Source organism: Delftia sp. S65, assembly GCF_016516495.1.
Taxonomy (GTDB): Bacteria; Pseudomonadota; Gammaproteobacteria; order Burkholderiales; family Burkholderiaceae_C; genus Comamonas; species Comamonas acidovorans.
Genome location: NZ_JACVUR010000002.1, coordinates 107,885 through 124,317, shown reverse-complemented (window position 1 = coordinate 124,317; position 16,433 = coordinate 107,885). Strand labels below are relative to the sequence as shown.

Genomic DNA, 16,433 nt, shown 5'->3' with positions numbered 1-16,433 from the left:
GCATTCAGCTGCCGCCCAGCACCCCGCGCGCAATGATGCTGCGCTGCACTTCGGACGAGCCCTCGTAGATGCGCAGAATGCGCGCATCGCGCACCAGGCGCTCCAGCGGCATTTCGCGCGTGTAGCCGTAGCCGCCGTGGATCTGCAGGGCCTCGTCGGTGACGAAGCCCACCATTTCCGAGGCATGGAGCTTGGCCATGGCCGAGTGCTGGGTGAAGGGCTGGCCGGCCTGGCGCAAGGCCAGGGCCTGCATGGTCAGTGCCCACGATGCCTCCAGGCGCAGCTTCATGTCGGCCAACTTCCACTGGATGCCCTGTTTGGTGGCCAGTGGCTCGCCGCCGACCAGGCGCTGACTGGCCCATTGCGCGGCGGCGGCCAGGGCGGCCTCGGCCACGCCCAGGGCGGTGGCCGCCACGTCCAGGCGGCTGTTGTCCAGCACCTTCATCGCCGTCTTGAAGCCTGTGCCCTCGGCGCCCAGCCGGTGGCTGGCAGGCACGCGCACGCCGTCCAGCGAGACCTCGAAGGCATGGCCGCCGCGGATGCCCATGAGTTTTTCGGGCGCCGAGATCTGGATGCCGGGCAGATCGCGCGGCACGATGAAGGCGCTGACGCCGCGCGCGCCGGCCTCCATGTCGGTCTTGGCGAAGACCACCATGAAGCGTGCCTCGGCGGCGTTGGAGATGAAGTGCTTGACGCCCGTGATCAGATAGTCGTCCCCATCGCGCACGGCGCGCGTGCGCATGTCGGCCGGGTGCGAGCCGCCGCGCGGCTCGGTCAGCGCAAAGGCGGCCAGCCATTGGCCGCTGGCGCAGCGCGGCAGCCACTGCTGGCGCTGGGCGTCGTCGCCGCCGATGAGTACGGCGTCCGTGCCCAGGTAGTGGGCGCCGATCATGGACGAGGTGGCCGCGCAGGCGCGTGAGATGGCCACCAGGGACAGCAGCATGGCCGTGGGCGTGACGCCGGGGCCGCCCAGGGCCTCGGGCAGGCTCATGCCCATCACGCCCAGGGCCGACAGGCCCGGTACATGGCAGGTGGCGGACAGTGCCTCTTCGTCCATGCGCTGCGCCAAGGGCGCCAGCGCGTCGTCGGCAAATCGGGCCACGGCATCGGCAATGGCGTGGTCGTCGGCGGTGGTGCCCAGTCGTTGAAAGTTCATGGAGGTTCGCTCAATGTGATGGGAAAGAGGGGGCCGCGCCTGCAGTGCCCAGGGCACCGGATGCGCGCAGCGTGGCAATGGCTTCGGCGCCCCGGCCCAGCCACTGCGAGAGCAGGGCCTCGGTGTGCTCGCCCAGGGCCGGTGCGCGCTCGGCGCGGTTGGGTGCGGCGCCGCTGAAATGCACGGGCTGGGTGGGCAGGCGCAGGCCGGGCAGGCGCGGGTCCTGCACCGCGCCGAGCAGGCCGCGCGCCTGGCTCTGGGGCGACTCCAGCGCCTGGGCAATGTTCCAGATGGGGGCGGCGGGCACGCCGGCCGCATCCAGCGCGGCCACCACCTGCGCCACTTCATGCCGGCCGGCCCAGGCCTCGATGGCCTCGCGCAGCGCGGGTTCGTGGGCCGAGCGTGATTCATCGCTGGCAAAGCGCGGGTCGCCGGCCAGGCTGCCCAGCTCCATGGCCTGCAGGGCGGCGGCGAACAGCTTGTTGTTGAGCACGGCCAGCGCGAAGTGGCCGTCGCCTGCGCGGTACACGCCGAACGGCGCGGACAGCGGATGGCGGTTGCCTACGCGGCGCGCGGGCCGGCCCGTGAACAGGTAGCGCGCCACCGAGGTGGCCAGAAAACTCAGCGTGGTGTCGAACATGGCCACGTCCACCTGCTGGCCCTGTCCCGTGGCGCGGGCCTGCAGCAGCGCGGCCAGCGTGGCCCAGGAGGCGAACAGGCCGGCCACCACGTCGCTGACGGCCTCGCCCACCACGGTGGGCGCGCCATCGGGCTCGCCCGTGGCCTCCATGAGGCCGCTCATGGCCTGCACGATGATGTCGTAGGCCGGCCGGTGGGCCAGCGGCCCGGTCTGCCCGAAGCCCGAGACGCTGACATAGACCAGGCGCGGATTGAGCGCCCGCAACTGGCTTGCGCCTATGCCCAGGCGCTCGGCCACGCCGGGCCGGAAGTTCTCCACCACCACGTCGGCCTGGGCCGCCATCTCGTGGACCAGGGCCGTGGCCTCGGGGTGCTTGAGGTCCAGCACCAGGCTTTGCTTGTTGCGGTTCATCACCGTGAACAGCGCGCTTTCGCCGTTGTTCATGGGGCCGATGGCGCGGTAGTCGTCGCCCTGCGGCGGCTCGATCTTGACGACCTCGGCGCCCAGGTCGGCCAGCAGGGCCGTGGACAGCGGCCCGGCCAGCACGCGCGTGAAGTCGAGAATGCGCACGCCGTCCAGCGGGCGGGCGGTAAGGGGGGTGGACTCGGTCATGGGGGCAGCCTTGGACGGGTGGTCTATGGCTGCATGCTGGCGCGTGATTGAATCAATGGAAAATATTCATTCCTGATTCATTGCATTCAAAAAAATGATCCAAATCAGCCTGCGCCAGCTGGAGTATTTCGTGGCCGCCGCACGCCATGGCAGCACGGCGCGCGCGGCCGAGGCCATCGGCGTGTCCCAGCCGTCCATCTCCAAGGCGATTGCCGACCTGGAGGCGCTGTGGGGCGAGGCGCTGTTCGTGCGCCGCCATGCCAGGGGACTGGATCTCACGGCGGCCGGCGCGGTGCGCAGCCGCGAGGCCCAGGCGCTGCTGGACGGCGCACGCAGCCTGCAGGGGCCGCGCACGGCGGCGATGGCTGGTGTGCTGCGCCTGGGTTTTCTGAGCACGCTGGGCGCGCGCTGGGTGCCGGCCCTGCTGGCGCAGATGCAGCGCCTGCACCCCGGCATTGCGCTGGAGCTGGTGGAGGGCGATATCGCCTCGCTCACGCAGCAGGTGGAGCGCGGCGAGCTCGATGCGGCCCTGCAGTACGACACGGGCCTGGCGCGTCCCCGCATGGAGCTGCTGCCCGTGGCGGCGCTGCCGCCCTATGTGCTGCTGCCGCAGCGCCATGCGCTGGCGGCCAGGACCAGCGTGGGGTTGGCCGAGATGGCCCGCTACCCGCTGGTGCTGATCAACCTGCCGCACAGCCGCGAGTATTTCCTGTCGCTGTTCCGCGAGGCCGGCGTGACGCCGCTGGTGGCCCATGAGTTCGCCTCCATCGAAATGCTGCGCTCCATGGTGGCCAACGGCCACGGGCTGAGCGTGCTGACCACGCGGCCGGTGGTGGACCGCGCCCACGATGGCCAGCGCCTGGCCTGCCGCCGCATCCGGGGCCGCGTGGCCCCCCAGGGCGTGGTGCTGGCCGTGCCGGCGGGCAATGCCTCGCCGCTGATTGCACCGTTCTTGAAGGTGGCACGTGCCGTGATTGCACCGTAGCGGCGCGCAGCCCCGGGGCATGCACCACGGTGGTGAGCTGTTACCCGGGATTTTCCCCAGGTTGTATGGACAAGCTTGGTTGGCACGGCATTTGCTGTTGCTCTCCGTGTTGATCGCAGGTAGATGCAGGATGCTCGCTCCATCACCGGTTTGCCGGGTAATCCTGTATATACATGTCCGGTCGGCAAAAACACACTTCGGGCTCCCGCACTGGTCTGCCTGCGGACCCCGAAACTGCCATCGCCAACTTGCTTTCCCGACCGAGGAGTGCCACATGAGTTCGATCCCCACGTTCCGCCGCCTGCCCCTGGGGCCGCTGGCCGCCGCCCTCTGCCTTGCCGCCGCACTGCAGCCCGCTGCCGCGCAGGAGACCAAGATCACCCTGGGCATGTCGGGCTGGACCGGCTTCGCGCCGCTGACCCTGGCCGACAAGGCCGGCATCTTCAAGAAGAACGGCCTGGCGGTGGACCTGAAGATGATTCCGCAGAAGGACCGCCACCTGGCCCTGGCCTCGGGCGCCATCCAGTGCGCGGCCACCACCATCGAGACGCATGTGGCCTGGAACACGAACGGCGTGCCCATCGTGCAGATCTTCCAGATGGACAAGTCCTATGGGGCCGACGGCATCGCCGTGCGCAATGACGTCAAGGGCTTTGCCGACCTCAAGGGCAAGACCGTGGCCGTGAGCGCGCCGGGCACGGCGCCGTACTTCGGCCTGGCCTGGATGCTGCACAAGAACGGCATGACCATGAAGGATGTGAAGACCGTCTCGCTGGAGCCCCAGCCCGCGGCCCAGGCCTTCGTGGCCGGCCAGAACGATGCGGCCATGAGCTACGAGCCCTACCTGTCCACCATCCGCGCCAATCCGGCCGCGGGCAAGATCCTGGCCACCACCATCGACTACCCCATGGTCATGGACACGGTGGGCTGCGATCCCAAGTGGCTCAAGGCCAACGCGGCCGCCGCCAAGGCCCTGGCCCAGTCGTATTTCGATGCGGTGGCCATGATCGAGGCCGACAAGGCCAAGTCCTTCGAGATCATGGGCGCAGCCGTCAAGCAGGGCGGCGAGCAGTTCGGCAAGTCGGCCTCCTACCTGAAGTGGTCCGACAAGGAAGCCAACCAGAAATTCTTCGCCAACGAGCTGGTGCCCTTCATGAAGGAATCGGCCGTGATCCTCAAGGAGGCCGGCATCATCCGCTCCATCCCCGAGAACTATGGCGTGATGTACGACGCCAGCTTCATCCAGTAAGCCCGCCAGGGGATGACCATGCAAGCCGCATCCACTTCCGCAGTCCAGCCGGCTAACAAGCCCATGACCCACGCCACACCGCACGCTCCCGCGCCCGCCGCGGCGCCAGCCCCCGTCCGCCGCCGCCGCATGGCGCCGCTGGAGCCCGTCAGCCCCACGGCCAAGTGGGTGCTGGGTGTGGCCTTCTTCGTGCTGTTCTTTCTCGTCTGGGCGGCTGTGACGCTGGGCGGCTTCGTCTCCCCGACCTTCCTGGCCAGCCCCATGACCATGGCGCGCGAGGGCGTGCTGCTGTTCACCGAGTACGGCTTCCTGCACGACATCGGCATGACGGTCTGGCGCGTGATGGGCGGCTTCATCCTGGCCTCGGTCGTGGCCGTGCCCCTGGGCATTGCCATGGGCGCCTGGAAGCCGGTCGAGGCCTTCTTCGAGCCCTTTGTGTCGTTCTGCCGCTACCTGCCGGCCTCGGCCTTCATCCCGCTGCTGATCCTGTGGGCCGGCGTGGGCGAGACGCAGAAGCTGCTGGTCATCTTCATCGGCTCGGTGTTCCAGATCACGCTGATGGTGGCCGTCACCGTGGGCGGCGCGCGCAAGGACCTGGTGGAGGCCGCCTACACGCTGGGCGCCTCCAACACCGGCGTGGTGCGCCGCGTGCTGATCCCGGGCGCCGCGCCCGGCATTGCCGAGACGCTGCGCCTGGTGCTGGGCTGGGCCTGGACCTATGTGATCGTGGCCGAGCTGATCGGCTCGTCCTCGGGCATCGGCCACATGATCACCGACAGCCAGGCGCTGCTGAACACGGGCCAGATCATCTTCGGCATCATCGTGATCGGCCTCATCGGCCTGGTGTCCGATTTCATCTTCAAGACCGTCAACCGTCGCATGTTCGAGTGGAGCACCCTGTGATGAATCTGCTGTCCATTCAAGGTGTTTCGCGCACCTTCACCAGCCACAAGGGCACGAGCACGCAGGCCTTGCTGCCTGTGGATTTCGAGGTCCGCGAGAACGACTTCGTCACCATCCTCGGCCCCTCGGGCTGCGGCAAGTCCACCATGCTGCGCATTGCGGCGGGGCTGGATTTCCCGACCACGGGCCAGGTGCTGCTGGACGGCCGCGCCGTGGACGGGCCGGGCGCCGACCGGGGCATGGTGTTCCAGAGCTACACGCTTTTCCCCTGGCTGACGGTGGCCCAGAACATCCGCTTCGGCCTGCGCGAGAAGGGCGTGAGCGAGGCGCTGCAAAAGGAGCGCAGCGACTACTTCATCGCCAAGGTGGGGCTGCGCGGCTTCGAGAACCACTTTCCCAAGCAGCTGTCGGGCGGCATGCAGCAGCGCACGGCCATTGCGCGCGCGCTGGCCAACGATCCCAAGATCCTGCTCATGGACGAGCCCTTCGGCGCACTCGACAACCAGACCCGCGTGCTCATGCAGGAGCTGCTGCTGGGCATCTGGGAGGCCGAGCGCAAGACCGTGATGTTCGTCACCCACGACATCGACGAGGCCATCTTCATGGCCAACCGCGTGGCCGTGTTCAGCGCGCGGCCGGGCCGCATCAAGGCCGATATCCCCGTGAACCTGCCGCATCCGCGCCACTACACGGTCAAGACCTCGCCCGAGTTCATGGAGCTGAAAGCCCGGCTGACCGAAGAGATTCGCGCAGAGTCGCTGGCCGCTGCTGCACACTGACGCTTTTCCATGACCACTGCCCACACCATGTCTTCGCGTTCCACGGCTTCCCGACTTTCCGCAACGACGGCGGAGGTGCCCATGGCCCTGTACCAGCAGGTCAAGGACCATGTGCTGCGCAAGATCGCCGATGGCTCGCTGTCGGCCGGCGAGCGCGTGCCGTCCGAGCAGGAGCTGGTGCAGGAGTTCGGCGTGGCCCGCATGACGGCCAACCGCGCGCTGCGCGAGCTGGCCGAGCAGGGCGTGATCGTGCGCGTGGCCGGCGTGGGCTCCTTCGTGGCCGAGGAAAAGCCGCAGTCCACGCTGCTGCGCATCGCCAACATTGCCGAGGAAATCCGCCAGCGCGGCCATGACCACCGCTTCGAGCTGATCAGCGTGCGCCGCGAGTCGGCCTCGCCCGAGGCGGCGGCTTCGCTGCAGCTGTCTGCGGGCAGCTCGGTGTTCCACCTGCAGGGCGTGCATTTCGAGAACGACGTGCCCGTGCAGCTGGAAGATCGCCATGTGAACCCGCGCATGGCGCCGGACTTCATGGAGCAGGACTTCTCGCTGATCCAGCCTTCGGTGTATCTGGTGCGCAACGTGCCCTTCGACCAGATCGAGCATGTGGTGGACGCCATGCTGCCCACGCCCGAGCAGGCGCGCTGGCTGCAAATGGACGCGGACCAGCCCTGCCTGACGCTGACGCGCCGCACCTGGTACCTGGGCACGCCCGTGACCTGGGTGCACTGCGTGCATCCGGGCATGCGCTACCGGCTGGGCAGCCGCTTTCGCACCGACGGCGGATCGCACGACGGCTGAGGCCTGAAAGGCGGGGTTCCCGCTCTTGCGCTGTTCCGCTTCGATTGATATTGTATAGACAGGCATAGACATCCATCCCGGCACACCCTCCCAGACACCGACAGGGCATCACCATGAACACCATCACGACTCCCGGCCTCACCTCCCGTCCCGGCACCGCGCTGACGCTGCAGCCCGGCCAGGTCAGCCTGGCCCAGCTGCGGGCCATCCAGCAGGGCGGCGTGCGCCTGTCCATGGCGGCGCCCGCCTACGAGCGCATGCGCGCCGCCCAGGCCCATGTGCAGCACATCGTGGATGAGGACCAGGTCGTCTATGGCATCAACACCGGCTTCGGCAAGCTGGCCTCCACCAAGATCGCCCATGACCGCCTGGCAGAGCTGCAGCGCAACCTGGTGCTGTCGCATAGCGTGGGCACGGGCGATCCGCTGCCTGACGCCGTGGTGCGCCTGGTGCTGGCCACCAAGGCCGTGAGCCTGGCACGCGGCCACTCGGGCGTGCGCCCCGAGCTGGTCGATGCGCTGCTGGCCCTGGCCAACGCCGACGTGCTGCCCGTGATTCCCGCCAAGGGCTCGGTGGGTGCCTCCGGCGACCTGGCGCCGCTGTCGCACCTGGCCTGCGTGCTGATCGGCGAAGGCCAGGCCAAGATCGATGGACAGGTGGTGTCCGGCACCGAGGCCATGCGCCATGTGGGCCTGGAGCCCTTCGTGCTCGGCCCCAAGGAGGGGCTGGCCCTGCTCAACGGCACCCAGGTGTCCACGGCGCTGGCCCTGGTGGGCCTCTTCCAGGGCGAGAGCGTGTTCGCGGCCGGCCTGGTGGCGGGCTGCCTGACGCTGGAGGCCATCAAGGGCTCGGTCAAGCCGTTTGACGCCCGCATCCATGAGGCGCGCGGCCAGCTTGGCCAGATCGCCGTGGCCGCCGCCGTGCGCGAGCTGCTGGACGGCAGCGCCATCGACACCTCCCACCCCCATTGCGGCCGCGTGCAGGACCCGTACTCCATCCGCTGCGTGCCCCAGGTCATGGGCGCCTGCCTGGACAACCTCAGCCATGCGGCCCGCGTGCTGGTGATCGAGGCCAACGCCGCCTCGGACAACCCGCTGGTCTTCGACAACGGCGACGTGATCTCGGGCGGCAACTTCCACGCCGAGCCCGTGGCCTTCGCGGCCGACATCATCGCCCTGGCCCTGGCCGAGATCGGCGCCATCTCCGAGCGCCGCATGGCCCTGCTGCTGGACACCGGCCTGTCGGGCCTGCCGGCCTTCCTGATCGCCGACAGCGGCGTGAACTCGGGCTTCATGATCGCCCAGGTCACGGCCGCCGCCCTGGCTGCCGAGAACCAGTGCCTGGCCCATCCCAGCAGCGTCACCAGCCTGCCCACCTCGGCCAACCAGGAAGACCATGTCTCCATGGCCACCTACGGCGCGCGGCGCCTGGGCGAGATGGCGCGCAACACCGCCGTCATCGTGGGCGTGGAGGCCATGGCCGCCGCCCAGGGCATGGACTTCGACCGCAGCCTGAACAGCTCCGAACTGATCGAAGCGCAGTACGCGCTGATCCGCAGCCAGGTTCCGCACCTGGACCGTGACCGCTACCTGGCACCCGACATCGAAACCATGCGCCAGTGGGCGCTTGCCACGGACTGGCCCCAGGCCATCTCCCGCCACCTGCCCAGCCACCAGGCTGCCTGAACCCCGCAACCGCTCACCCCCCGCATCCAGGAGATCGCCATGAACGCCAACGACGCCATCCTCAACGCCAACGCTGCCACGGCTGCCACCAATCCCCGCTATGACGCCAGCCGCGTCATCCGCGCCCCGCGCGGCAGCGAACTGCACTGCAAGAACTGGCTGGCCGAGGCCGCCTACCGCATGCTGCAGAACAACCTGGACCCCGACGTGGCCGAGAACCCCAAGGCCCTGGTGGTCTACGGCGGCATCGGCCGCGCGGCGCGCAACTGGGAGTGCTATGACCAGATCCTGGAGTCGCTGAAAAAGCTGGAGGCCGACGAGTCGCTGCTGATCCAGTCGGGCAAGCCCGTGGGCGTGTTCAAGACGCACGAGAACGCACCGCGCGTGCTGCTGGCCAACTCCAACCTCGTGCCCCAGTGGGCGAATTGGGAGCACTTCAACGAGCTCGACCAGAAGGGCCTGTTCATGTACGGCCAGATGACGGCCGGCAGCTGGATCTACATCGGCGCCCAGGGCATCGTGCAGGGCACGTTCGAGACCTTCGTCGAGGCCGGCCGCCAGCACTACAACAACGACCTCACGGGCAAGTGGATCCTCACGGCGGGCCTGGGCGGCATGGGCGGTGCCCAGCCCCTGGCCGGCGTGCTGGCCGGCGCCTGCGTGCTGGCCATCGAATGCCAGCAAAGCAGCATCGACTTCCGCCTGCGCACGCGCTACCTGGACAAGCAGGCGCGCGACATCGACCACGCGCTGGAGCTCATCGCCCAGCACACGGCCGCGGGCGAAGCCATCTCCATCGGCCTGCTGGGCAATGCCGCCGAAATCCTGCCCGAGCTGGTGCGCCGCGCCCAGGCCGGCGGCGCCCGTCCTGACATCGTGACCGACCAGACCTCGGCCCATGACCTGATCAACGGCTACCTGCCCGTGGGCTGGACCGTGGACGAGTGGCGTGCCGCCGCCGCCGACCCGTCGCGCCATGCCCAGCTCAAGGCCGCCGCCGCCCAGGGCTGCGCCCAGCACGTGCAGGCCATGCTGGACTTCCAGGCCATGGGCATTCCCACGGTGGACTACGGCAACAACATCCGCCAGGTGGCCCTGGACCAGGGCGTGAAGAACGCCTTCGACTTCCCCGGCTTCGTGCCCGCCTACATCCGGCCGCTGTTCTGCGAGGGCAAGGGCCCGTTCCGCTGGGTGGCCCTGTCCGGCGACCCCGAGGACATCTACAAGACCGACGCCAAGATCAAGGAACTGTTCCCCGACAACAAGCACACCCACCGCTGGCTGGACATGGCGCGCGAGCGCATCAGCTTCCAGGGCCTGCCCGCGCGCATCTGCTGGCTGGGACTGGGCGAGCGCCACAAGGCGGCCCTGGCCTTCAACGAGATGGTGAAGAACGGCGAACTCAAGGCCCCCATCGTGATCGGCCGCGACCACCTGGACTGCGGCTCCGTGGCCAGCCCCAACCGCGAGACCGAATCCATGAAGGACGGCACGGACGCCGTCAGCGACTGGCCGCTGCTCAACGCCCTGCTCAACACCGCAGGCGGCGCCACCTGGGTCAGCCTGCACCACGGCGGCGGCGTGGGCATGGGCTACTCCCAGCATGCGGGCGTGGTCATCGTGGCCGACGGCACGGACGAGGCCGCCGCCCGCCTGGGCCGCGTGCTCTGGAACGATCCGGCCACCGGCGTGATGCGTCATGCCGACGCGGGCTACGACATCGCCGTGGCGGCCGCCAAGCGCCATCAGCTGAACCTGCCCATGGTCAAGTGAGCCGCTTGCAGGACACCACGGCCATGCAGCGTTTCGACCTGAACCAGATCGCCGCCAGCCCCTGGAAGAACGGGGGCGGCAGCACGCGCGAGATCGCCTGCTGGCCGCCCGGGGCGGGCATGGAGGCTTTCGGCTGGCGCATCAGCGTGGCCACCATTGACCAGCCCGGCCCGTTCTCGGCCTTTGCGGGCGTGGACCGGCAGATCATGCTGCTCGATGGCGACGGCGTGCACCTGCGCGGCGAAGGCATCGACCATGTGCTGGACGCGCGCTGGCAGCCGTTTGCCTTCTCCGGCGATGTGGCGCTGGGTTGCTCGCTGCTGGGCGGCACTTCCACCGACTTCAACGTGATGGCGCGGCGCGGCCGGTGGCGGGCGCAGGTCCAGGTGCTGGACAGCGCTGCCGACGCCGGCCGCGCCGACGCCGGCCTGTGCATGGTGCTGCAGGGCAACTGGCAGGCGGATGGCTCTGCGCTCATCCCCGGCCAGGGCCTGTGGTGGAGCGCGCCGCAGCCCGACCCGCAGCAGCTGGTGCCGCAGACCGACGACGCGCGGCTGGTGCAGGTGCTGCTGCAAGCCTGCTGACGACCCACGACATCCAAGGAATCACCCGCCATGACCGAGCCCCACGCACCCGCTTCTGCATCCGCTTGCGCACTCGCTCCATCCTCTTCGGCCGACGGCTGCTGGCAGAACATGCGCCTGGCGCCTGACATGTTCGAGGCCGGCCAGGCCGTGGGTGATGGCGAGGATGCCTGCATCGTGGTGCAGCAGGGCCGCGTGGCCTGGGTGGGGCCGCAGCAGGCCCTGCCGCCCGCATATGCGGCCCTGCCGCGCCATGACGGCCAGGGCATGCTGGCCACGCCGGGCCTGGTCGATTGCCACACCCACCTGGTCTATGGCGGCGAGCGCGCCAACGAATTCGCCATGCGCCTGGACGGCGCCAGCTACGAGGAAGTGGCACGCGCCGGCGGCGGCATCGTCTCCAGCGTGCGTGCCACGCGCGAGGCCAGCGAGGACGAGCTGTTCGCCCAGGCCCTGCCGCGCCTGCAGCAGCTGCTGGACGAGGGCGTCTGCGCCATCGAGATCAAGTCGGGCTACGGCCTGGCGCTGGAGCACGAGCGCAAGCAGCTGCGCGTGGCCCGGCGCCTGGGCCAGGCCCTGGGCGTGACCGTGCGCACCACCTTCCTGGGCGCGCATGCGCTGCCGCCCGAGTACGCAGGGCGCAGCCAGGACTACATCGACCTGGTCGCCGGCACCATGCTGCCCGCGCTGGCGGCCGAGGGCCTGGTCGATGCGGTCGATGTGTTCTGCGAGCGCATCGCCTTCTCGCTGGCCGAGACCGAGCAGGTCTTCCAGGCCGCACGCCGCCTGGGCCTGCCCGTCAAGCTGCATGCCGAGCAGCTGTCGAACATGGAGGGGGCGGCCCTCGCGGCCCGCTATGGCGCGCTGTCCTGCGACCACATCGAGCACCTGTCCGAATCCGGCATCACCGCCATGCGCGGCGCGGGTTCCGTGGCCGTGCTGCTGCCCGGCGCCTACTACACGCTGCGCGACACCCACATGCCGCCCATCGCGGGCCTGCGCGCCGCGGGCGTTCCCATGGCCGTCTCTACCGATCACAATCCGGGCACCTCCCCCTGCCTGAGCCTTTTGCTCATGGCCAACATGGCCTGCACCCTGTTCCGGCTCACCGTGCCCGAGGCCCTGGCGGGCATCACCCGCCATGCCGCGCGCGCCCTGGGCCTGCAGGACGAGCATGGCCTGATCGCGGCCGGCCGTCCCGCCCACTTCGTGCTCTGGCCCGTGCGCCATGCGGCCGAGCTGGCCTACTGGTTCGGCAGCAAGCCTGACTGCACCATCGTGCGCCAGGGCCGCATCGTGCGGACCCGCGGGCAGGGGAGCCACTGAAAGCCTGTCCCATGCCCCATGCACTGTTTCTCGATGAATTGATTTCCACCCTGGGCGCCGAAGTGGCGCAGCGCGGCGACGATGTGCCCGCGCGCTACCACACCGACTGGAGCGGCACGCCGCCCCAGCGCCCGCTGGCCCTGGTGCGCCCGCGCAGCACCGACGAGGTCAGCGCGCTCATGCGCCTGTGCACGGCCCACCGCGTGCCTGTCGTGCCCCAGGGCGGGCTCACGGGCCTGGCCGGCGCGGCCGTGCCCGTGGCGGGTGCCGTGGCCGTCTCCATGGAGCGCATGAACGCCATCGAGGACGTGAACGCGCGCACCGCGCTGATGACCGTGCAGGCCGGCGCCACGCTGCAGGCCGTGCAGGAGGCGGCCGTGGCCGCAGGCATGGTCTTCGGCGTGGACCTGGGCGCGCGCGGCAGCTGCCAGATCGGCGGCAACGTGGCCACCAATGCGGGCGGCAACGGCGTGCTGCAGCACGGCATGATGCGCGAGCAGGTGCTGGGCCTGGAGGTGGTGCTGGCCGACGGCACGGTGCTGCCCATGCTGCGCCCCATGCTCAAGAACAACACGGGCTACGACCTCAAGCAGTTCTTCATCGGCTCGGAGGGCACGCTGGGCATCGTCACGCGCGTGCTGCTGCGCCTGCGTCCCGCGCCCCAGGCCCGCGCCACGGCCCTGGTGGCCGTGCCGGACTTCGATGCGGCGCTGTCCGTGCTCTCGCGCATGCAGTCGCGCTTCGGCAATGGCGTGGCGGCCTTCGAGCTGATGTGGGACAGCTTCATCCAGGCCTCCATCCGCTGGCAGAAGCTGCAGCCGCCCTTTGGCCAGGCGCATGCGCTGCTGGCCCTGATCGATGTGGACGGCAAGGACGAGGCCACGCTGCGCGCCGACGTGGAAGAGGCCTTGGGCGAGGCCATGGAGGCCGGCGAGGTGGCCGATGCCGTCATCGCCCAGTCCGTGGCACAGGCGCGCCAGCTGTGGAAGCTGCGCGAGGCGCCGGCCGAGCTCAACACGAACATGCATCCGCCCGTCAACTTCGACGTCAGCCTGCCCCAGGCCGACATCGGCCGCTTCGCCGATGCCTGCCGCGCCGCGTTCGACGCGCGCTGGCCCGGCCACCACTCGCTGTTCTTCGGCCATGTGGGCGACGGCAACCTGCATGTCTCGGTGGACGGTGCCACCGCCAACGGCGACTGCGAAGGCGTCGAGGCCGCGCTGTACCACCTGGTCGGCGAGTTCGGCGGCAGCGTCTCGGCCGAGCACGGCATCGGCCTGCACAAGAAGCCCTATCTCGGCGCCAGCCGCACGCCGGCCGAACTGGCCGTGATGCGCGCCATCAAGCAGGCGCTGGACCCCCTGCATCTGTTCAACCCCGGCAAGGTATTCGACCTATGAACGCTCCCGCCATCCACGCGATCCACACCCTGGCACGCCCCGAAGTGCCGCCGCTGCCGCCGTACAACGCAGGCCTGTCCTCCGAGGCCGTGCGGGCGCGCTACGGCGTCACCGAGATCTCGCGGCTGGCGAGCAACGAGAACCCCTTTGGCGCCAGCCCTGCCGTGGCCCGCGCCCTGGCCGACCTGGCCCTGCATGTGGGCACCTATCCCGATGCGCAATGCACGGCGCTGCGCGCGGCCATCGCGGCGCGCACCGGCGTGCCGGCCGAGGCCATTGCCGTGGGCAACGGCTCCGAGGACATCCTGCAGATGCTGTGCCAGGCGTTTCTCTCGCCCGGCGACCGCGTGCTCACCCAGCGCCCGGCCTTCGGCCTGCACGAGATCTACCCGCGCATGATGGGCGCCCGCGTCGAGCTGCTGGAGCTGACGCCCGCGCTGGACTTCGATGTCGCTGCCTGGTGCCAGGCGCTGGCGCGCGGCCCCAAGATCGCCATGCTGGCCAATCCCTCCAATCCCGTGGGCTGCATGTTCAGCGCCGGCGATTTCGCGCGCCTGCTGGACGCCACGCCGCCGCAGACCCTGCTGGTGGTGGACGAGGCCTACTACGAGTACGCCCTGCACGCCGACGGCTACCCCGACGTGCTGGCCCTGCTGCGCGGCCGCGCCATGCCCTGGATCGTGCTGCGCACCTTCTCCAAGGCCTGGGGCCTGGCCGGCCTGCGCGTGGGCTATGGCCTGGCCAGCGACGCGGCCCTGGTGCAACTGCTGGACCGCGTGCGCACGCCCTTCAACGTCAACCAGGCGGCCCAGGCGGCGGCGCTGGCTGCCTGGGGCGATGAGGGCTTCATGCAGCGCGGCGTGGCCGAGACCGTGCGCCTGCGCGATGTGCTGGCGCAGCGGCTGGCCGCCCTGCCTGCACTGCCCGCACTTCGTATGGCGCCTTCGGCGGCCAACTTCCTGTTCATCGACATCGGCCGTCCCAACGGCCCCGTGAACGAGGCGCTGCTGGCCCGGGGCATCATCACCAAGCCCTGGAAGGAGCCGGGCTTCGAGCACTTCATCCGCGTCTCCGTGGGCACCGAGGCCGACAACGAACGCTTCGTGCGCGCGCTGGCCGACATCCTGGAGGCCGGGCAATGAGCGGCATCGACCCGACACCCGACAGCCGCACGCTGTTCGCCGAGCACGCGCTGCTGCCCACGGGCTGGGCGCGCAATGTGCTGCTGCGCTGGGATGGCGCAGGAAGCCTGCAGGCCGTACAGGCCGACGCACAGCCGGGCAGCGCGCCGCGCGCGCCCGGCCCCGTGCTGCCTGGCATGCCCAACCTGCACTCGCATGCCTTCCAGCGCGCCTTTGCGGGCCTGACCGAATACCGCGCCGAGGCCCAGGACAGCTTCTGGAGCTGGCGCGACCTCATGTACCGCTTTGCCGCGCGCATCACGCCCGAGTCGCTGGAGGCCATCGCCACCTGGCTGTACGTGGAGATGCTGGAGGCCGGCTACACCTCGGTCTGCGAATTCCATTACGTGCACCACGACCGGGATGGCCGGCCCTATGCCGAAGACGCCACGCTGTCCCTGGCCCTGCTGCGCGCCGCGCGCAAGGCCGGCATGGGCATCACCCTGCTGCCCGTGCTCTACCAGACCAGCGGCTTCGGCGGCAAGCCGCCGCGCGCCGACCAGGCGCGCTTCATCCGCAGCACCGACAACATGCTGGCCCTGCTGCAGCGTCTGCTGCCCGAGGCCCGTGCCCAGGGCGCGGCCCTGGGCCTGGCGCCGCACTCGCTGCGCGCCGTGCCGCCCGACAGTCTGCGCGTGGCCGTGGAGGGCCTGACGGCGCTGGACGCGCGCGCGCCCGTCCACATCCACATTGCCGAGCAGACCCAGGAGGTGGACGACTGCCTGGCCTGGAGCGGCCAGCGCCCCGTGCAATGGCTGCTGGAGCATGCCCCCGTGGACGCGCGCTGGTGCCTGGTCCATGCCACCCACATGACGCCCGGTGAATACGCGGGCGCCGCGCGCAGCGGCGCCGTGGCGGGCATCTGCCCCACCACCGAGGCCAACCTGGGCGATGGCATCTTCGACATGCCGCAATGGCTGGGCCACGGCGGCGCCTGGGGCGTGGGCTCGGACAGCCATGCCTGCGTCAACGCGGCCGAGGAACTGCTGATGCTCGAATACAGCCAGCGCCTGTCGCTGCGCCAGCGCAATGTGCTGGCAGGCCCCGACCCGCAGGTGGGCACCGCGCTGTGGACCGCCGCCGTGCAGGGCGGCGCCCAGGCCGCAGGCCGCCCCGTGGCCGGGCTGGCCGTGGGCCAGCAGGCCGACTTCCTGGCGCTGGATGCAGGCCATGTGGCACTGGCCGGCCTGCCGGTGCAGGCCATGGTCTCGGCCCATGTCTTCGGCAGCCACCGCAGCAGCGCCCTGCACAGCCTCTGGGTGGGCGGCGAGCGCCGCGTGCAGGCTGGACGGCATGCGCTGCACGAGGCGGCAGCCCATGGCTTTGTCGCGGCCCGCACGGCCACCCTGCAATCCTGAGGCA

General features: G+C 69.9%; 14 protein-coding genes. 12 read left to right on the top strand and 2 right to left on the bottom strand.

Features of this window, described 5'->3' with window-relative positions:
• Positions 1-4: 4 nt before the first annotated feature.
• Complete coding sequence (locus tag IAE24_RS02485; RefSeq protein WP_199958788.1) at positions 5-1,156, bottom strand: acyl-CoA dehydrogenase family protein; 1,152 nt, start codon at positions 1,154-1,156, stop codon at positions 5-7.
• A 10-nt stretch (positions 1,157-1,166) separates the two neighbouring features.
• Positions 1,167-2,408, bottom strand: a complete 1,242-nt coding sequence (locus tag IAE24_RS02480) for a CaiB/BaiF CoA transferase family protein (protein ID WP_199958790.1) — start codon at positions 2,406-2,408, stop codon at positions 1,167-1,169.
• A gap of 94 nt (positions 2,409-2,502) precedes the next feature.
• Between IAE24_RS02480 and IAE24_RS02475 the strand changes: the two genes are divergently transcribed.
• The 12 genes from IAE24_RS02475 (at position 2,503) to IAE24_RS02420 (ending at position 16,429) form a co-directional block, all read left to right on the top strand.
• Positions 2,503-3,393, top strand: a complete 891-nt coding sequence (locus tag IAE24_RS02475; protein ID WP_199958792.1) for a LysR substrate-binding domain-containing protein — start codon at positions 2,503-2,505, stop codon at positions 3,391-3,393.
• Positions 3,394-3,667: 274 nt separating this feature from the next.
• The gene (locus tag IAE24_RS02470; RefSeq protein ID WP_199958794.1) at positions 3,668-4,642 is read left to right on the top strand and encodes an ABC transporter substrate-binding protein; all 975 of its coding nucleotides are present in this window, start codon (positions 3,668-3,670) and stop codon (positions 4,640-4,642) included.
• A gap of 18 nt (positions 4,643-4,660) precedes the next feature.
• Positions 4,661-5,545, top strand: a complete 885-nt coding sequence (locus tag IAE24_RS02465; protein ID WP_013800044.1) for an ABC transporter permease — start codon at positions 4,661-4,663, stop codon at positions 5,543-5,545.
• Entirely contained in the window at positions 5,545-6,324 is a 780-nt protein-coding gene (locus tag IAE24_RS02460) for an ABC transporter ATP-binding protein (RefSeq protein WP_012202086.1), read from the top strand. Before IAE24_RS02465 ends, IAE24_RS02460 begins: the two co-directional genes overlap by 1 nt.
• Before the next feature lie 27 nt (positions 6,325-6,351).
• On the top strand, positions 6,352-7,122 hold the full coding sequence (hutC, locus tag IAE24_RS02455; protein ID WP_049801468.1) for a histidine utilization repressor: 771 nt from the start codon (positions 6,352-6,354) through the stop codon (positions 7,120-7,122).
• Between the two features lie 113 nt (positions 7,123-7,235).
• Entirely contained in the window at positions 7,236-8,807 is a 1,572-nt protein-coding gene (gene hutH / locus IAE24_RS02450) for a histidine ammonia-lyase (protein WP_199958795.1), read from the top strand.
• A gap of 39 nt (positions 8,808-8,846) precedes the next feature.
• Positions 8,847-10,580, top strand: a complete 1,734-nt coding sequence (gene hutU / locus IAE24_RS02445; protein ID WP_012202089.1) for a urocanate hydratase — start codon at positions 8,847-8,849, stop codon at positions 10,578-10,580.
• A 23-nt stretch (positions 10,581-10,603) separates the two neighbouring features.
• Positions 10,604-11,164 (top strand): HutD/Ves family protein, encoded by a 561-nt coding sequence (locus tag IAE24_RS02440; RefSeq protein WP_199958899.1) that lies wholly within the window; start codon positions 10,604-10,606, stop codon positions 11,162-11,164.
• A gap of 30 nt (positions 11,165-11,194) precedes the next feature.
• Positions 11,195-12,490: an imidazolonepropionase gene (gene hutI, locus IAE24_RS02435; RefSeq protein WP_199958797.1), complete on the top strand. Its 1,296-nt coding sequence runs from the start codon at positions 11,195-11,197 to the stop codon at positions 12,488-12,490.
• Positions 12,491-12,501: 11 nt separating this feature from the next.
• Positions 12,502-13,890, top strand: a complete 1,389-nt coding sequence (locus tag IAE24_RS02430) for an FAD-binding oxidoreductase (RefSeq protein WP_199958799.1) — start codon at positions 12,502-12,504, stop codon at positions 13,888-13,890.
• Positions 13,887-15,032, top strand: coding sequence for a histidinol-phosphate transaminase (locus IAE24_RS02425; protein ID WP_199958801.1), 1,146 nt, complete (start codon positions 13,887-13,889; stop codon positions 15,030-15,032). Before IAE24_RS02430 ends, IAE24_RS02425 begins: the two co-directional genes overlap by 4 nt.
• A complete protein-coding gene (locus IAE24_RS02420; RefSeq protein ID WP_199958803.1) occupies positions 15,029-16,429 on the top strand; it encodes a formimidoylglutamate deiminase in 1,401 nt (466 codons plus the stop codon). Before IAE24_RS02425 ends, IAE24_RS02420 begins: the two co-directional genes overlap by 4 nt.
• Positions 16,430-16,433: the final 4 nt, after the last annotated feature.